Annotated in this window: 16 protein-coding genes and 1 tRNA gene; 13 read left to right on the forward strand and 4 right to left on the reverse strand. The window is 48.8% G+C overall.

Annotated elements, in window-relative coordinates; all coding sequences use genetic code 11:
- Window positions 1-41: 41 nt before the first annotated feature.
- The gene (locus ACQY2K_RS05325; RefSeq protein WP_428041005.1) at window positions 42-698 is read right to left on the reverse strand and encodes a M48 family metallopeptidase; all 657 of its coding nucleotides are present in this window, start codon (window positions 696-698) and stop codon (window positions 42-44) included.
- A 61-nt stretch (window positions 699-759) separates the two neighbouring features.
- Here ACQY2K_RS05325 and gcvT point away from each other — a divergent pair, with 61 nt between their 5' ends.
- The 9 genes from gcvT (at window position 760) to ACQY2K_RS05370 (ending at window position 10,650) form a co-directional block, all read left to right on the forward strand.
- Window positions 760-1,839: a glycine cleavage system aminomethyltransferase GcvT gene (gcvT, locus tag ACQY2K_RS05330; RefSeq protein ID WP_428041006.1), complete on the forward strand. Its 1,080-nt coding sequence runs from the start codon at window positions 760-762 to the stop codon at window positions 1,837-1,839.
- A gap of 18 nt (window positions 1,840-1,857) precedes the next feature.
- The gene (gene gcvH, locus ACQY2K_RS05335) at window positions 1,858-2,238 is read left to right on the forward strand and encodes a glycine cleavage system protein GcvH (RefSeq protein WP_177746112.1); all 381 of its coding nucleotides are present in this window, start codon (window positions 1,858-1,860) and stop codon (window positions 2,236-2,238) included.
- A 61-nt stretch (window positions 2,239-2,299) separates the two neighbouring features.
- On the forward strand, window positions 2,300-3,625 hold the full coding sequence (gcvPA, locus tag ACQY2K_RS05340; protein ID WP_428041007.1) for an aminomethyl-transferring glycine dehydrogenase subunit GcvPA: 1,326 nt from the start codon (window positions 2,300-2,302) through the stop codon (window positions 3,623-3,625).
- 1 nt (window position 3,626) lies between these two features.
- Window positions 3,627-5,075 carry an aminomethyl-transferring glycine dehydrogenase subunit GcvPB gene (gene gcvPB, locus ACQY2K_RS05345; protein ID WP_428041008.1) on the forward strand — a complete coding sequence of 483 codons (1,449 nt, stop codon included), beginning with the start codon at window positions 3,627-3,629 and terminating at the stop codon, window positions 5,073-5,075.
- A 143-nt stretch (window positions 5,076-5,218) separates the two neighbouring features.
- Window positions 5,219-5,917, forward strand: coding sequence for a lipoyl protein ligase domain-containing protein (locus tag ACQY2K_RS05350; protein ID WP_428041009.1), 699 nt, complete (start codon window positions 5,219-5,221; stop codon window positions 5,915-5,917).
- A complete protein-coding gene (locus tag ACQY2K_RS05355) occupies window positions 5,917-6,609 on the forward strand; it encodes a M50 family metallopeptidase (protein WP_428041010.1) in 693 nt (230 codons plus the stop codon). The genes ACQY2K_RS05350 and ACQY2K_RS05355 overlap by 1 nt, the downstream gene beginning before the upstream one ends.
- 1 nt (window position 6,610) lies before the next feature.
- Window positions 6,611-8,908 (forward strand): AsmA family protein, encoded by a 2,298-nt coding sequence (locus tag ACQY2K_RS05360; RefSeq protein WP_428041011.1) that lies wholly within the window; start codon window positions 6,611-6,613, stop codon window positions 8,906-8,908.
- A complete protein-coding gene (locus ACQY2K_RS05365) occupies window positions 8,895-9,476 on the forward strand; it encodes a phosphoribosyltransferase family protein (protein ID WP_428041012.1) in 582 nt (193 codons plus the stop codon). Before ACQY2K_RS05360 ends, ACQY2K_RS05365 begins: the two co-directional genes overlap by 14 nt.
- A 1-nt stretch (window position 9,477) precedes the next feature.
- Window positions 9,478-10,650 (forward strand): class I SAM-dependent rRNA methyltransferase, encoded by a 1,173-nt coding sequence (locus ACQY2K_RS05370; protein ID WP_428041013.1) that lies wholly within the window; start codon window positions 9,478-9,480, stop codon window positions 10,648-10,650.
- A 167-nt stretch (window positions 10,651-10,817) separates the two neighbouring features.
- Here ACQY2K_RS05370 and ACQY2K_RS05375 read toward each other — a convergent pair.
- Together ACQY2K_RS05375 and ACQY2K_RS05380 are read right to left on the reverse strand one after the other, a co-directional pair.
- Window positions 10,818-10,889 (reverse strand) — tRNA-Phe (locus tag ACQY2K_RS05375).
- An 81-nt stretch (window positions 10,890-10,970) separates the two neighbouring features.
- Window positions 10,971-11,420 carry a GAF domain-containing protein gene (locus ACQY2K_RS05380; protein WP_428041014.1) on the reverse strand — a complete coding sequence of 150 codons (450 nt, stop codon included), beginning with the start codon at window positions 11,418-11,420 and terminating at the stop codon, window positions 10,971-10,973.
- Between the two features lie 109 nt (window positions 11,421-11,529).
- Here ACQY2K_RS05380 and ACQY2K_RS05385 point away from each other — a divergent pair, with 109 nt between their 5' ends.
- From ACQY2K_RS05385 to ACQY2K_RS05400, 4 genes are read left to right on the forward strand one after another with little or no spacing between them, the layout of a single operon-like run.
- Window positions 11,530-11,736, forward strand: a complete 207-nt coding sequence (locus ACQY2K_RS05385; RefSeq protein WP_177746131.1) for a 4Fe-4S dicluster domain-containing protein — start codon at window positions 11,530-11,532, stop codon at window positions 11,734-11,736.
- 21 nt (window positions 11,737-11,757) lie between these two features.
- A complete protein-coding gene (gene vorB / locus ACQY2K_RS05390; protein ID WP_428041015.1) occupies window positions 11,758-12,921 on the forward strand; it encodes a 3-methyl-2-oxobutanoate dehydrogenase subunit VorB in 1,164 nt (387 codons plus the stop codon).
- A gap of 4 nt (window positions 12,922-12,925) precedes the next feature.
- The gene (locus tag ACQY2K_RS05395) at window positions 12,926-13,669 is read left to right on the forward strand and encodes a thiamine pyrophosphate-dependent enzyme (RefSeq protein WP_428041016.1); all 744 of its coding nucleotides are present in this window, start codon (window positions 12,926-12,928) and stop codon (window positions 13,667-13,669) included.
- On the forward strand, window positions 13,669-14,205 hold the full coding sequence (locus ACQY2K_RS05400; protein ID WP_428039931.1) for a 2-oxoacid:acceptor oxidoreductase family protein: 537 nt from the start codon (window positions 13,669-13,671) through the stop codon (window positions 14,203-14,205). Before ACQY2K_RS05395 ends, ACQY2K_RS05400 begins: the two co-directional genes overlap by 1 nt.
- 226 nt (window positions 14,206-14,431) lie before the next feature.
- Here the strand turns inward: ACQY2K_RS05400 and ACQY2K_RS05405 are convergent, their stop codons facing one another.
- Window positions 14,432-15,634: a spinster family MFS transporter gene (locus tag ACQY2K_RS05405; RefSeq protein ID WP_428041017.1), complete on the reverse strand. Its 1,203-nt coding sequence runs from the start codon at window positions 15,632-15,634 to the stop codon at window positions 14,432-14,434.
- Between the last annotated feature and the right edge of the window lie 40 nt (window positions 15,635-15,674).

Here is a 15,674-nt window from a genome sequence, read left to right on the forward strand (position 1 = left end):
ATAAAAAACCGCCGGAAATTCGCACCGGCGGTTTTTACTGTCTAATTTTGCGGATGGTTCTCTTTCTGGTCGTCTGTCGGCGGCTCGCGGTAAGCCAGTTCTACCTCGGCAAAGATGGAGCCTTTGTTGTCGTTTAACCAACGGCGGTGGCTTTTGTAGTCGGGGCAAAATTGCGCCACTAATTGCCAGTATTCCTGCCCGTGGTTCATATGCACCAGGTGGCACAGTTCGTGTACGATTAGGTAGTCTTGTACCGCCAGGGGCATTTTGATAATACGGTAAGAATAGTTAATGTTTTTTTTGCCCGAACAACTGGCCCAGCAGGTGCGTTGGTCTTTAATAACGATATTGTTGTATTCCACTCCGATTTTTTCCGCCCACTCTTTTGTTTTATCTTTTAAGGTTTCGTTGGCTTTTTCGCGCAGCCAAACCGTAACCAACGCGGACGGGTCGGATTCTTTGGTGTGTAAATAGACGTGGAAAATTTCCCCGTCAAACGCTACGCCTTCCTCTTGGTCGGGCGTCAGGTACATACGGGCCTCGTAAAAATTGCCGTTGTAAAGCACCTTGTTTTCGCCTGCGGGAGCGGTTTGCTCCGCGGCGGACGAATCCTGCTTGCCGAACACTTCGGGCAATTCTTTTTTCAGCCGTTCAATAAATAGTTTTACGTCGCTTACGACACTCTGCGTATCTGCCATATTTATATTGTATAAAAAACGATTAAATTTTATACAATGAACATATACTTTTGGAGGCGTAATGACTCATACCGATTTAAAGACTACTCCGCTCTGCGCCGCTTGCGAAGCCGCCGGCGGAAAAATGGTGGACTTTCACGGTTGGTTGCTGCCGGTGCAGTTTAAGGGAATCCTGGCCGAGCATAAAGCCGTGCGCGAAGCCGCTGGGATGTTTGATGTTTCCCATATGGGGCAGTTTTTTGTAGAAGGCAAAGACGCTTGGCCCTTTTTACAATACATTAACTGCAACAATATAAAAAATACCCCCGGGGTGGGTACTTATTCCCATATTTTAACGGAAAAAGGCACTATTATTGATGATGCCATTTCCTTTTGCCTAACTCCTGAAAAATTTTTAGTGGTGGTAAATGCCGCCTGTATTGACGGCGATTTCGCTTGGTTTACTAAGCAGGCCAAAAACTTTAATGTTACGGTGCGCAACGAAAGCGCTGACTGGGCAATGATTGCTTTGCAAGGCCCCAAAGCCGTAGAAACGGCGGACAAAGTTGTGGCCGGAGCCGCCGATTTGCCGCGCTTTCACATTAAAGAAATTGAACTTTTTGGCGCACGCGGTTATATGACCCGTACCGGATACACCGGGGAAGACGGCGTGGAAATTATGCTTCCCAACAATAAAATTGTAGAACTGTGGGCCGCCTTGCTCGCGCACGGGGTTACTCCGTGCGGTTTGGGGGCGCGTGATGTGCTGCGCTTGGAAGCCGGGTACTTGCTTAACGGGGCGGATGCGGACCAAACCCGCACACCGTACGAAGCCAACTGCGGTTGGGTGGTAAAATTAGCCAAAGAAAATTTTGTAGGAAAAGAGGCTCTTGCCGCGCAAAAGGCGCAAGGGCTTAAAGAAAAACTGACGGCCTTTGTGTTAAAGTCTGCCGGAGTGCCCCGCGCCGGATGCAAAATATTTGTGGGCGCGGAGGAAAAAGGCACGCTGACCAGCGGGACATATTCGCCCTTATTTAAAGGCATTGCCGTCGGTTATGCGGCCCTGGACGTAACGGCCGGGACGGAAGTGGAAATTGAAATTCACGGTAAACGGGTAAAAGCCGATACCGTCAAAACACCCTTTTATAAAAACCGGGTTTAAATTAAGGAGAAATTAGTTATGCATACCGAAGAAAATTGCCGCTTTGCTAAAACGCACGAGTGGGCCTGTGCCGCAGACGGCGTAGCCACTGTGGGTATCAGCAATCACGCGCAGGAAGAAATCAGCGATATCGTATTTGTAGATTTGCCCAAGGTGGGCCAAAAGGTTACGGCCGGACAAAATTGCTGTGTGATTGAATCTGTTAAATCTGCCAGCGAAATTTATGCACCTGTCAGCGGGGAAATTGTGGAAGTCAATTCTGCCTTGGAAGGCGACCCGGCTCTTGTAAACCGCGAACCGCACGGAAACGGCTGGCTGTTCAAAATTAAAATGAGCAATCCCGCCGAATACGACAACTTACTTGACGTAAACGCTTACAAAGCCACCCTCGCCAAATAACAGTTGCCCGGACTATTTATCCCCCGCGATAAGCGGGGGATTTTACCAAGAGGACTTATCAATGTTTATCCCAAATACTCCATTGGACCAAAAAGAAATGCTGGCTAAAATCGGCGTTTCGTCCGTAAAAGAGTTGCTGTCGCAAATTCCGCAAGATTTGCTGTACCCCGTCTTAAATTTGCCCCAAGCCCTTACGGAGCAAGAACTTACCGCGCATATACACGCGTTGGCGGAGAAAAATAAACCGCTCAACAATTTTATTGGCGCCGGTATTTATGAACATTTTATTCCCGCCGCAGTTAATGCCCTTTCTTCGCGAGGGGAATTTTTAACCGCTTATACGCCTTATCAGGCCGAGGCCAGCCAAGGCACCTTGCAGACGATTTATGAATTTCAAAGTTGCCTTTGCGCCTTAATGGATATGGATGTAGCCACCGCGTCCCATTACGACGGCGCTACCGCCGCGGCAGAGGCCGTTTTGGCATGCCTTCGTATTACGGGCCGTCAGGAAATTATTGTTTCTGCTGCGTTGCATCCGCACTATAAACAGGTGCTTGATACTTATGTACGCCACTTGCCGGGTGTACAAGTAACCGAAGCCCCACTGTCGGCGGATGGCACGTTGGATTTGGCGGCTTTAAAGGCTAAACTAACGGATAAAACGGCCGTGTTTTTATTGCCTACGCCCAACTTTTTCGGCTGTTTGGAACGGGCCGGGGAAATTTCCAACTTGGTTCATAATGCGGGGGCGCTGTTGGTCGCGCTTGTAAACCCGATATCGCTCGGTGTGGTGCAAACACCCGGCTCGTTTAATGCTGATTTTGCCGTAGCCGAGGGACAGCCTTTGGGCAACGCGGTGAATTTCGGCGGGCCGGGGCTGGGCATTATGACGGCAAAAAAAATATATATGCGCCAACTGCCGGGGCGCATTGTGGGTATTGCCAAAGATAAAGACGGCCGCCGCTCTTTCGTGCTGACCTTACAGGCGCGCGAACAGCATATCCGCCGCGAAAAGGCCTCTTCTAACATTTGCTCCAACGAGGCTCTGTGCGCGTTAAACGCGGTCATTTATTTGACACTGCTTGGCCCCAAGGGCTTGCAGGAAGTGGCCGAACTGAACTTGGAGCGCGCACACGAATTAGCCGACCTCATTAGCGAAGTGCCCGGCTTTAAACTGAAATATTCCGCCCCGTTCTTTAACGAGTTTGTGGTGGAGTGCCCGGTTCCTGCCCAAGATATTATTAACAAATTGGAACAGAAGGGGCTTGGCGCGGGCTATGCGCTTGCCGGACTGAAAGGGATGGAAAATTGCCTTTTGGTGTGTGCTACGGAAACCAAAACAGAGGCAGATTTAAAAGCCTATCAAACGGCTTTAAAGGGGATTTAATATGGAAGAAATTTTACAACATAGCCAGTTATCTATTGAAAAATCCCAGCCGGGCCGCCGCGGGGTGCGCTTTGCCGCTGTTACAAAGCGTGCGGCTGATTATTTGCCGGCGGAATATTTGCGTAAAAGTGCGCCCAAATTGCCCGAAATAAGCGAATTTGAAACCGTGCGCCACTTTACGCGCCTGTCGGAACTGAACTATTGCTTGGACGGCGAGTTTTATCCGCTTGGCTCCTGTACAATGAAATATAACCCCAAGGCTTACGATGTGCTTTCCGCCCTGCCGGCCTTTGCGTCGGCCCACCCGTTTGCGCCGGAAAGCGCGGTGCAGGGGACCTTGGAAATGATGTACAACTTGCAGGAACTTTTAAAGGAAATTACGGGGCTTGCCTCGTTCACCTTGCAGCCGGCGGCCGGCGCGCACGGGGAATTAACCGGCATTATGACTGCCCGCGCCTACCACGATGCCCGCAAAGATTTTAAACGTACCGAAGTGATTGTGCCCGATACCGCCCACGGCACGAATCCTGCTACGGCACATATGGCGGGATACACGGTGGTGAACATTAAATCCGGCTCCGACGGCTGTGTGGATAAAGAGGCCTTAAAGGCCGCCCTGTCCGACAAAACCGCCGCCGTAATGCTGACCGTTCCCAATACGGTGGGTCTCTTTGAAAAAGACGTGCGCGAAATTGCCGATATGGTACATAAGGCGGGTGCGCTTTTCTATATGGACGGGGCGAATTTTAACGCCTTAATCGGTTTAGCCAAGCCCGCCGATTTCGGCGTAGATATTATGCACTTAAACTTGCATAAAACATTTGCCGCTCCGCACGGCGGCGGTGGCCCGGGTTCCGGCCCTGTGGGCGCGGCGGCGCACGTGGCGCCGTTCTTGCCTAAACCGACGGTGGAACTTAAAGACGGAAGATACACTTTGTCCGGCAAAATGCCTCAAAGTTTGGGTAAAATGAAAGCCTTTTACGGGAACATTGCTGTATGTTTGCGCGGATATTGCTACTTGCGCCAGTTTGACGGCAAAACGCTTAAAGAAATTGCCGAAAATGCCGTATTGAACGCGAATTATATCCGCGTGGCATTAAAGGGCAAGTTCAATGCGTTTTTTGACAGTCCTTGTATGCACGAGTGTGTGCTGACACAGAATCCGGCGGAAATGAACGGTGTCCATACTTCCGATATCGCCAAGCGTTTGTTGGATTACGGCTTTTACGCGCCGACTATCTACTTCCCGCTTATTGTGCCGGAAGCAATGATGATAGAGCCGACGGAAACCGAAAGTAAACAAATGTTGGATGCGTTTGTGGCTGCAATGGATAAAATATACGACGAGATTAAGACCGATCCGCAAGTCGTAAAAGATGCCCCGCACACTCAATGTGTTAAACGTATTGATGAGGTGTCTGCCGCGCGTGAACCCAACCTGCGTTGGTAAGGTCGGTTGGCAAAGTATTAGCAAAGTAAATCGTTGTTTTTAGTAAACAGGCCGCTCTGGGTGAGCGGCCTGTGTGCTGTATGCGGAGAACTAATATTTTTCCACGCGCCAAAGGAAGCCCCGGAACTGGTAAAATATATCATATGAATTTACTTTTGTCCGCCCCGTCATTAAACGTGTATGAGCAAATGGCTTTGGACGAGTGCCTTGTGCGCACCCGTCCGGATGAAATTACGCTGCGCTTTTACCGTTGGACGGACAGCCCCGCTGTTACTTTTGGTTATTCCCAATTCGCGCACGAAGTGAAAAAAACACTTGCGGCGCGCGCCTTTTTTGGCCCGTATGCCCGCCGCCCCACAGGGGGAGGGGTAGTTTTTCACCAAAGCGATTTGACCTTTTCCTTGGTGTTTGTATCAGCCGAACGTCCAAGCGATATTTATAAAAAGTTTCATCATTTTATTTTGGCGGAACTTGCCGCGCGCGGGATAAACAGTATGTCATTTAATAAGGCGTTGCCCGCTTCCGCCTATGCTCCCAGCGTAAACCATACGGCTAGTGCCTGCTTTATAAATCCGGTGGAAAATGATTTACTGTCGGCGGACGGACATAAGATTTTGGGCGGGGCTATCCGCCGTTTTGGCCAAACCGTGTTGTACCAAGGTTCTTTACAAGTTCCTGACGGGAGGGAGAACCCTCTTTATAAAAATGCCGTTATCGGTGCCGTGCGGAGTTTTTTAGGTACAGATTTGCGCCCGTGCGGTGCAAGTGCCGTCTTAATCGCCGCGGCGCGCTGCTTGGCCAATGAACAATATAAAACCCTTGCCTGGACGGAGAAATTTTAATGCTTTGGCGCCCGATAAAATTTTTATTTGCCCTTATTTTGCTCCCTACGGCTTTTTTTACACTCTTGGAGACAGGTAAAATCTTGTGTGCGGTATTGGGTAATTTGGGTGCGGCACTCAGTTTTGTTTTAGGGGTTCTTATTTACTGCGGTATTCATTATGGATATTATAATTTTTCCCGCTTGTATGTTTTCGGGCACGAAATGACACACGCGCTCGCCGCGCTTGTGTGCGGGTACCGTATTAAAGATGTATCCGTCGGCCAGGATAGCGGATATGTAAAAATGGATAATTGTAATGCGTTTGTGGTGCTGGCTCCGTATTTTGTGCCGCTGTATGTGATTGCGGCGGCCCTGCTGTATGCTGTAACGGATTTGTTTGTAGATTTAACTCCTTACCGGCAGGTGTTTTTATTTGTCATCGGCTTTTTAACCGCGTTTCACTTTGTGCAAACTTTTAAAACCTTGTTTGAAGCCGACCAGCCCGATTTAAAAATTGCAGGCGGGAAAATTTTTTCCGGTGTAATGATTACACTTGCCAATTTGGTAGTATTGGCGGTGGTATTAAAGGCCTTGTTCCCGGAAACGGTTTCTTTGGTATCGGCCGGGAAAAATATCTTGGCGGGAACCGTCAATATCTGGCGAATTATAGTAAACTATATAGTAGAGAAAATGGTAAATTCCGGCAAATAATATGGGTAAGCAACATAAAAAGAAAGGATTTTTTCGTTGGTTGTGGCGGTTTTTCAAATCGTGCTGCATTTTAAGTTTGCGCACGGTGTTGTTTACGGCTATGTTTTTTATGCTTATCTGTGCAGGGCTATGGCTATTGTTTTTAAAAACCTTTAATGCCCAGCATATTAGCGAAATTATTACAGACGAATTACAGCGCCGCTTGGACCGTCCTGTTGTTATTTCTTCGCTTGATTTAAAATTTATAAATACGCTTGAATTAAAGGGGTTTGCCGTATTGGATACGGACGGTGAACCCGGCAAGGCTTTTGTTTCGGCCGAGTCTGTAACGCTTCGTTTTAATATGCTCCCGCTTTTAAACCAGCAATTAGTAATTGACGAGGTGTCCTTAAACGCGCCCCGTTTTAATGTGGTGCGTAAGGCGGACGGCACCTATAATATGCCTCAAATCCGCGTGCCGGAGGAACGCTCCGTCTATACCAGCGAACTGACAGGTAAAAAATTTACCGTCAGCGTAGAAGATTGGACGGTTAAAAACGGCGTGGTAAGTTACAAGGATTTGGGCGCTGGCCTTTCCCACGCAGTATATGGGCTTAATGTTCATTTTGAGCGTCTCCGCTTTAATGAATTGTCGCGCTTTTCGGCGGAAATGGTGCTCCGCAATAAGTGGGGGGATAACATTTCGGATATGGAAATTAAAGGCGCGGGGCACGTTAATTTTGCAGATTTTGAGTGGCAGAATTTTGCCCTGCGCAGTTTGCGTACGCAGGTATATTTATTCCAAAAACCTGTGGATATTTTATTAGATTTGGATAATTTACGGACTCCCTATTTTAATATCAAAGCCTCCGTTCCGGCGTTTGAAGACAAGGATTTATCCCTTTTTCACGCCGAAAAAGGCCGTTTTTCTATTCCCAAAGCCACGCTTACTGCCAAAGGCGTGCTGACAAACGGCTACCGTTTATTGAAATTAAACCAACTGACTGCCAGCGCGGCAGATGTCAAATTAACGGCGTCCGGTGCGGTAGATTTTGAAAAAGCCCCCTTTGAGGCCGATTTGCAGGTATCCACCAATTTCTTTAATTTGGCCGACAAGGAAAAATATTATCCGTTGATGTCTAAATATAAACTGACCGGGCAAGGCTCTTTGGCGGGCCGGATTACGCACACTTCCGGCAAGTATGCGCTTCCGCTTGTTACTGCACAGGTTAAAGAGGCTTCGGCCTTGCTCTATGGCTTTAAGGCCGATAACATTACCGGTGAGTTCCAAGCCAAAAAAGATTTTACCGATTTGTATGCTGCCACGACGGACGGAAAGGTAACGGTGGACCGTTCGGTATTTGAAAAACTAAATTTAAGTGCCAGTTGGCGCAAGGGCAATTTGTATGCGAATATAGCCTCGTGTGAATTAAACGGTGTACCGTTTAAAATGAATTTGTCTGTTAGAAATTTAAAAAGTGCCCGGCGTAAAATTCGCACATCTATTTATTGGAAACACCTGGACCCGATGGCTTTTATTGAAACGGTGCGGGATTTTGTAACGGTTATTGTGCCGCTCACCAAGCACGGCGGCAAATTTAAAGCCCCAGTGGACGGGCCGCTTGCCTGGCTGCGCAACTTTCGCGACCGCCTGCCCGGCTTTATGCCCAATTTTGCAGGAACGCTGACGGCAGATACTTTTTCCACTCAAGTATTATCGGGAAACCGTTTTAGTGCGGAATTTGATTTTACGGGTTTTAAGGCCGGTATGAAGCAACTGTCCGGGCCCTTGCACGCGCGGTTAGAGGGTGGAGTGATTCACCAAATGGAAAAATGGGCCGAAGAACAGCAGGCGCTTAACATTACCTTTCAACCGTTTTTGATTATGCACCGTATGGAACGTGCGGGAAGTTTTAAGGTGGGGCAGGTGCTTAAAGATGTGCCGTTTACCGATATGGCCGCCTCGGTAGAATTTAATAAAGGGCCGATGACGGTAAACAATGCCTACACGGTTGGCCCTACGCTTTCCGCCGCGGTCAGCGGTTGGACTAACTGGGTGGACGAAAATTTTGATATCATAATATGGACGATGTTTACCAACACGTCGCGTTCTGGCGCGTTGGCTGAAAACCTAACGGACGAGTCGGGAAATCCGGCATTGGCGTTTAGGGTGTCGTCGTCAATGTTAAAGCCGAAACTGGAAATGCTGCGCGCCAAAAAAACGGGCAAAACGATACGCGCCGCCCAGGAAAAAGGCGTACCGACAGATTTTAGTGCCGCAACTAAATTTATCCAAGGAGATTTTAATGCCAAGAAATAATATGGACGTACTGTGCCTGTTGCAAGAACACGGCGCCATTTTAGAAGGACATTTTGTCATGCCGTCGGGCTTTCACAGCCAGACGTATATTCAAACCTCGCTCTTAATGCAGCACCCTAATTTAGCGCAAAAAATTGCGGGGGCGTTGGCGGATAAATTTACCAAGCCGGCAGATGTGGTAATGGCGCTTACACCGTCCGATTCCGTCTTGGCGCAGGAAGTAGCCCGTGCCCGCGGCGTTCGTGCTATTTTTGCCTCGCGCGACGATAACGGCGAAATGGTGTTAAAGCATAATTTTACCGTAAAAGAAGGTGAAAACGTACTCATTGTGGACGACGTGGCCGTTTCCGGACGCAAAATTAATAAGGCTATTGACCTGGTGGGTAAACTGGGCGGAAATGTAATTGGCGTGGGGGTGATTGTGGACCGTTCTATGGGTTATTTGCCCTTGTCTGTGCCGCTTCGCTCGCTTTTGTCTTACCCGATGCAGACTTTTACGGCAAAGGAATGCCCGTTATGTGCGGCCAAATTGCCAATTACTCCGGTAGAAGAGGTTTCTAAAAATTAATATGATTCAAATTACCTTAAAAGTAAAAGAAGAAAGACGGCTCCTGGCGGGCCATTGGTGGGTTTTTTCAAATGAGATTGACGGCTTGGATACATCTATTGAGCCGGGTTCTCTTGTGCGTGTCGTCAGCCACGAGGGCAAACAGGTGGGCATTGGTTTTTTCAACCCGCACAGTTTAATTGCCGTGCGCTTGCTGATGAAGGGCGAGGGCGAACTGCCGGAAGATTTCGTATTTGAAAATATAGATAATGCCTATGCTTACCGCAAGGAAATCGGCGTGCGTAAGTACGGACGTATGTGCTATGGCGAAGCCGATAATATGCCGGGGTTGGTGATTGACCGCTACGGCGATATCTTGGTCATAGATGTATTGACGGCGGGTATGGAAAAATTAAAGCCTGAAATCACCAAGGCCGTGCAAAAGATTTTTAAGCCCAAAGGCATTTATTACAAGAACGACAGCGCCTTCCGCGCGTTGGAAGGGCTTTCTAATACGCCCGAAATCATTGGCGAAGTGCCTGAAACGGTGGAGATTGAAGAAAACGGCGTAAAGTATATTGTTCCTATCCGCGGCGGACAAAAGACGGGCTTTTATTTTGACCAGCGCGAAAACCGCGAATTTTTGAAACCGTATTTTAAAGATAAACTGGTGTTGGATTTGTATTCCTACATCGGGTCCTTTGGTATTACGGCCGCCTTGGCCGGGGCCAACCAGGTGTGGGGGTGCGACTCCTCTGCCGCTGCGGTAGAATTTGCTAAAAATAATGCCGAATTAAACGGCGTATCCGACCGCGTGGTATTCCACCGCGACGACGCCGAACGCTTGCTCTCGGCAATGAAGAAAGGCGAACTGCCCGACCAGCCCGATATGGTGCTGTTGGACCCGCCCGCCTTTGTCAAAAGCCGCAAGGCATTGCCGCAAGCCGTGGGGCTTTATGTAAAACTCGTTAAAATGGCCTTAGAGGGTATTAAAACGGGTGGATATTTGGCATTTTCCACCTGTTCGCACCATATTTCGCGCGAACTGTTTGTGGATATTATCCGCCAAGGCGTGAGCAAATCGGGCCGCAAGGCGGTATTGGTTGAACTGCGCGGGCAAGCCAAGGACCACCCAGTGCTTATCGGTATGCCGGAAACGGAATACCTGCACTTTGCGCTTATCCAGTTGCGCTAGGAGGAAATTTTTAAGCAGTAAAAATTTAATCTGTTTTTGGAACCATAGCAGATATGGTGTGTAACCGCTTATGCGGTACGCAAAGAGGATTGAAGTCCGTATCCAGAAACTATTTATGTGCAATAAAAAACCCCGCCAAAAGCGGGGTTTTTTAAACAAAAGGAAAATGCCGAGGGACAGGATCGAACTGTCGACACCTGGTTTTTCAGACCAGTGCTCTACCACTGAGCTACCTCGGCATTACCTAAATATAATACAAAATTTAGGACACTTCGGCAATATTTTCTGCGTTCTACGACGGAGAAAAATATTTTATTTCATTAAAAATGGCAATTTTTTAGCAAAATTTCCGCTACTTTTTCAAAAAATACCTGGTCCTCTTGGCTAAAACGGCCCTTGTGCGGGGAATCAATATCCAACACACCTAAAATCACGCCATTTTTGATAAGCGGGACCACCACTTCACTTTGCGAGGCCGAATCGCACGCAATATGCCCCGGAAATTGGTGGACGTCCGGCACTAAAACAGTTTTACGCAGTTGAACGGCAGTTCCGCATACCCCGCGTCCTACGGAAATCCGCACGCAGGCTGGCTTCCCTTGAAATGGCCCCAGTACCAGCACACCCTCTTTTAGCAAATAGAAACCCGCCCAATTTAATCCCGCCAGTCCGTTATACACGAGGGCTGCTGTGTTAGCCATATTGGCCACAGGGTCCGTTTCGGCGGATAATAAGGCTTCTAACTGGGTGAGTAAAGTGTTTTTATCCATAAAATTATTGTAGCAAAAAAGGGTGTTTATTATTGCGCTTGCACTGGCAAAAGTCATATACTTTATATATGGGTTTTTCCGGTTCTACCCCCGGACCCACAGGAGAATTATGCCAAGAATTGAAGTGGACGCGAATAGATGTAAAGCCTGTTATCTGTGCGTCAGCGCTTGCCCTAAAAAATGCTTGGGCAAAGCCGAAACCATTAGCAAAAAAGGGTATTTCCCTGCCGTTATGGAACGTCCGCAGGACTGCATCGGCTGCAAGATGTGCTATATGATGTGCCCCGATATTGCCATTACGGTAATTAAAGAATAACGATTTGAGGACCTTTTACCTATGACCGAAAAAACATTAAGAAAAGGCAACGAAGCCTTGGCCGAAGGCGCTATCCGCGCAGGCTGCCGCTTTTTTGCCGGTTACCCGATTACCCCTCAAAACGAAGTGCCGGAATTTATGTCTGCCAATATGGCTGATGCCGGCGGTTCGTTTGTCCAGGCCGAAAGTGAAATCGCCGCTATCAATATGGTGTATGGCGCGGCCGCTACCGGAACCCGCAGTATGACGTCATCTTCCTCTCCGGGTATCAGTTTGAAGCAGGAAGGTATTACTTATTTAGCCAGTGCCGATTTGCCCTGCCTGATTGTAAACGTAATGCGTGGCGGCCCGGGGCTTGGCAGTATTGCCGGTGCGCAAGGGGATTATTTCCAGGCCACGCGCGGCGGCGGTAACGGGGATTATCATATTATCGTTTTGGCTCCGAACTCCGTAGAAGAGTTGGGCAATTTCCCGAAACTCGGCTTTGACTTGGCCGAAAAATACCGTATGCCTTGTATGATTTTAGCCGACGGTATTTTGGGGCAGATGATGGAAAGTATGTCCTTTCATTTTGACCCTGTTGACCCCAACCAATTAGGCAAGTTTGATTGGGCGGTGGATATCCATAAAAACGGACAAAAAAAGAATAATGTTTTTTCCTACAAAGGCGATAATTTGATTGCCGACGTGGTAGAGCGCGCTAAACGCTATGGTTTGATTGAACAGACCGAAACCCGCTGGGAAGAACGCAATACGGAAGATTGTGATGTGCTGTTGGTGGCGTATGGCTTGTCCTCCCGTGCGTGCTTGGAAGCCGTCAATAAAGCCAAAGAAGAAGGCTTGAAGGTGGGGCTCTTCCGCCCGGTTACGCTGTGGCCGTTCCCGTCCAAGCGTTTGGCGGAACTGTCTTCCAAAACCAAAGCCATCGTGTGCGTGGAGCAGAGTTTGGGCCAGTTGGTGCAAGATGTAAAACTGGCTGTAAACGGCGAAACACCCGTTTATTTAAATGCCTATCCGGCCGGAGGGCAACCGGACGGTTCTACCATTTTAACTGCCGTGCGCTCCGCGCTTACGGGCAAAAAGGACGGCTTGTTTGATTTGCAAGAACACGCCGCCGGGTTTACCTACAACTGCCAGCGTGATACCACCCTGGGTATGCAGGGCGACCTGAAAGGAGGCAAATAGATTTATGACCATTTTAGCCAAAAAACCCGCCAGTTTAACTGATGTGCCAATGCACTATTGTCCCGGCTGCGGACACGGCATTGTGCACCGCTTAATGGGCGAAGTGTTTGATGAACTTAACATTGCGGACCGTGTAATCGGCGTGGCCCCGGTGGGCTGTGCCGTGTTTGCGGATTCTTACTTTGCGTGCGATATGGTGCAGGGCGCGCACGGACGCGGTCCGGCGATTGCTACCGGTGTAAAACGCTCCAAACCGCAGGCGATCGTATTTTCCTATCAGGGCGACGGCGACCTCGCTTCTATCGGTATGGCCGAAATTGTGCACGCCGCTGTGCGTAGCGAAAACATTACGGTTATTTTTATCAATAATGCTATTTACGGTATGACGGGCGGACAAATGGCCCCGACCACATTGGTCGGCCAGGTGGCTACTACCGCCCCCAAAGGCCGCGACCCCAAATTGCAGGGTTGGCCGATTAATATGTGCGAAATGCTCGCGCAGATTACGGGTTCCAAATACTTGGCCCGCGTGGCTGTGGACTGCCCGCAGAACGTAATGAAAGCCAAACAGGCAATCAAAAAAGCGTTTGAAAACCAGGTAAACGGAGTCGGTTTCTCTATGGTGGAAGTGCTTTCCCAATGCCCGACCAATTGGCACGCCAGCGTGCCGCAATCATTGGAATTTGTGCGTACCCAAATGATGCCGCAATATCCGTTGGGTGTATTCAAAGACGAGGGGGCGAAATAATGTATCAAGGTATTAGAATCGCCGGATTTGGCGGACAAGGTGTTATTTCTGCCGGGATTTTGCTCGCACAGGCGGGTGTGGAAAACAAAAAGAACGCCAGTTGGTTGCCGTCTTACGGGCCGGAAATGCGCGGCGGTACGGCTAACTGTTCCGTAGTTGTGTCGGACGGAGAGGTTTATACGCCGATTGTGTCTGCACCGGATACGGTTATCATTATGAACGAGCCGTCCTTGCCCAAGTTTGAGCCTTTGCTTAAAAAAGGCGGACTAATGATTATTAACAGTTCGCTGATTAATTCCCGCCCTACCCGCACGGATATCAAAGTGGTGTGCGTGCCGTGCAATAAAATTGCCGAGGAATTGGGAATGGACCGCATTGCCAACTTGGTGGCATTAGGTGCTTTTATTAAACTGACGGGTGCTGTTACGCTGGAAAGCGTGGCACACGCGATGAAAAAGGTTTATAAACGCGCCAAACCGGAAATGCTGGAACTGAATAAAAAAGCGTTGCAAGCCGGTTTTGATGCGGTAAATTAATCCGAAAAGTAAGTGATTTAACGAGAGGGACCAAACATAATGTTTGGTCCCTTTTTTGTACCAACTAAAAAGGGAAGACTTTTTTGTCTTCCCTTTGTGGCATTAGGTGATAAGTATGTACAACTCCGGGCGGCTGTAATGCCAAGGACAGCGGCCCTATCCCCCTGCTTTTCGGTTCCCCTGCTGTTATTGTAAGTATAAATGGATTTTTTGAATTTGCCTATGGTTAAAAAGGGTTAGTTCCCCGCCGTTCGTATGAGGAGGCAATCCAAGTAAATACTATCCCTGGGACTGCCGCTAAACAGCACAAAAGCACCGCGGCTTTTAATCCACACGCATCAGAAACTTGCCCGATAAGTACCGGGGATAACGCATCTCCCAAGGCGTGAATAATAAAAATATTCACGGCAAAAGCCATAGAACGTACCGGCGCGCGTGTGGCGGAAACAAGGGCTGCCGCCACAGGGCCGGTGGGCAGAAATAAACAAGTAATGGCTAGCCCAAAGCAAATCAGGGCGCAAATAACGGAGCCTGTGTGTATGCCTATCCAGGCAGGGGGCAGTAATCCCGCTAATGCAAGCCCGATTACCCAAAAGTAGGCTTTGGGAGAAAAGAAAAGCATTTTATCGGCCCATTTACCGCCTAAATAAGTTCCAGTCGCCCCGCACAAGACGACCAGTATCCCGAAAACGGCGCCCGCACGCGCTACGTCCATTTGCAAATAACGGTGCAAATAAGTGGGCATCCAGGCGGATAGCCCCCCAATGATAAACGTAATCATTGCGTGCGCCAAACAAATAAATAAAAAAGGTCTATTTTTTAACAAGGCAAAATATTCTTTAAAATGCGGAATTTCGGCTGGTTTTTGGGACAGGCGCCGTTTGTCCTGTAATTGGGTAAACGCTAAAAAACCTAAAAACAGACCCGGTATGCCCGCCAGCATAAAGGCGGCTCTCCACCCCCAATGTTGGCCGATAAGCCCGCCCAGCAAATATCCAAGCGCACTCCCGGCGGGTAACGCCAGCCCGAAACAGGCCAAGGCGGTGGCTCGTTTTGTTTTAGGGAAATGCTCTGCCAAAAACGGCTGTGCAAGCGTGGTGAATCCGGCTTCCCCTACGCCGATAAGCCCTCGCGTAAAAAGCAGGGAGATATAGCCTTTTGCGGCGGAACAGGCCAAGGTAGCCGCGCTCCAAATAAGCGCGCTTGCGCCAATCCATTTTTGGCGCGGGGTTCTGTCGGCAAAGTACCCCACAAACGGGGCATAGAACATATACACAAGCATAAACGCGGAGGCCAAAGCCCCCAAGTGCATATCATTTAAACGGAGTTCGGCTTGCAAGAGGGGAAACACCGAATAAAGCACTTGCCTGTCTATATAATTAAACAGGTTGAGTAAAAAAAGAATCCAAAACAGTTTTTTCGCGTTCATAGTGCTTTAAGTATTTTATAAAATATATACTATTAAAAGC

It is taken from the genome of Candidatus Avelusimicrobium fimicolum (assembly GCF_021632165.1).
GTDB lineage: Bacteria > Elusimicrobiota > Elusimicrobia > Elusimicrobiales > Elusimicrobiaceae > Avelusimicrobium > Avelusimicrobium fimicola.

Excerpts from the sequence above, each read along its gene's own strand:
- ACQY2K_RS05325 (WP_428041005.1), bottom strand. The coding sequence starts at position 698 with ATGGCAGATACGCAGAGTGTCGTAAGCGACGTAAAACTATTTATTGAA.
- gcvT (WP_428041006.1), top strand. The coding sequence starts at position 760 with ATGACTCATACCGATTTAAAGACTACTCCGCTCTGCGCCGCTTGCGAA.
- gcvH (WP_177746112.1), top strand. The coding sequence starts at position 1,858 with ATGCATACCGAAGAAAATTGCCGCTTTGCTAAAACGCACGAGTGGGCC.
- gcvPA (WP_428041007.1), top strand. The coding sequence starts at position 2,300 with ATGTTTATCCCAAATACTCCATTGGACCAAAAAGAAATGCTGGCTAAA.
- gcvPB (WP_428041008.1), top strand. The coding sequence starts at position 3,627 with ATGGAAGAAATTTTACAACATAGCCAGTTATCTATTGAAAAATCCCAG.
- ACQY2K_RS05350 (WP_428041009.1), top strand. The coding sequence starts at position 5,219 with ATGAATTTACTTTTGTCCGCCCCGTCATTAAACGTGTATGAGCAAATG.
- ACQY2K_RS05355 (WP_428041010.1), top strand. The coding sequence starts at position 5,917 with ATGCTTTGGCGCCCGATAAAATTTTTATTTGCCCTTATTTTGCTCCCT.
- ACQY2K_RS05360 (WP_428041011.1), top strand. The coding sequence starts at position 6,611 with ATGGGTAAGCAACATAAAAAGAAAGGATTTTTTCGTTGGTTGTGGCGG.
- ACQY2K_RS05365 (WP_428041012.1), top strand. The coding sequence starts at position 8,895 with ATGCCAAGAAATAATATGGACGTACTGTGCCTGTTGCAAGAACACGGC.
- ACQY2K_RS05370 (WP_428041013.1), top strand. The coding sequence starts at position 9,478 with ATGATTCAAATTACCTTAAAAGTAAAAGAAGAAAGACGGCTCCTGGCG.
- ACQY2K_RS05380 (WP_428041014.1), bottom strand. The coding sequence starts at position 11,420 with ATGGATAAAAACACTTTACTCACCCAGTTAGAAGCCTTATTATCCGCC.
- ACQY2K_RS05385 (WP_177746131.1), top strand. The coding sequence starts at position 11,530 with ATGCCAAGAATTGAAGTGGACGCGAATAGATGTAAAGCCTGTTATCTG.
- vorB (WP_428041015.1), top strand. The coding sequence starts at position 11,758 with ATGACCGAAAAAACATTAAGAAAAGGCAACGAAGCCTTGGCCGAAGGC.
- ACQY2K_RS05395 (WP_428041016.1), top strand. The coding sequence starts at position 12,926 with ATGACCATTTTAGCCAAAAAACCCGCCAGTTTAACTGATGTGCCAATG.
- ACQY2K_RS05400 (WP_428039931.1), top strand. The coding sequence starts at position 13,669 with ATGTATCAAGGTATTAGAATCGCCGGATTTGGCGGACAAGGTGTTATT.
- ACQY2K_RS05405 (WP_428041017.1), bottom strand. The coding sequence starts at position 15,634 with ATGAACGCGAAAAAACTGTTTTGGATTCTTTTTTTACTCAACCTGTTT.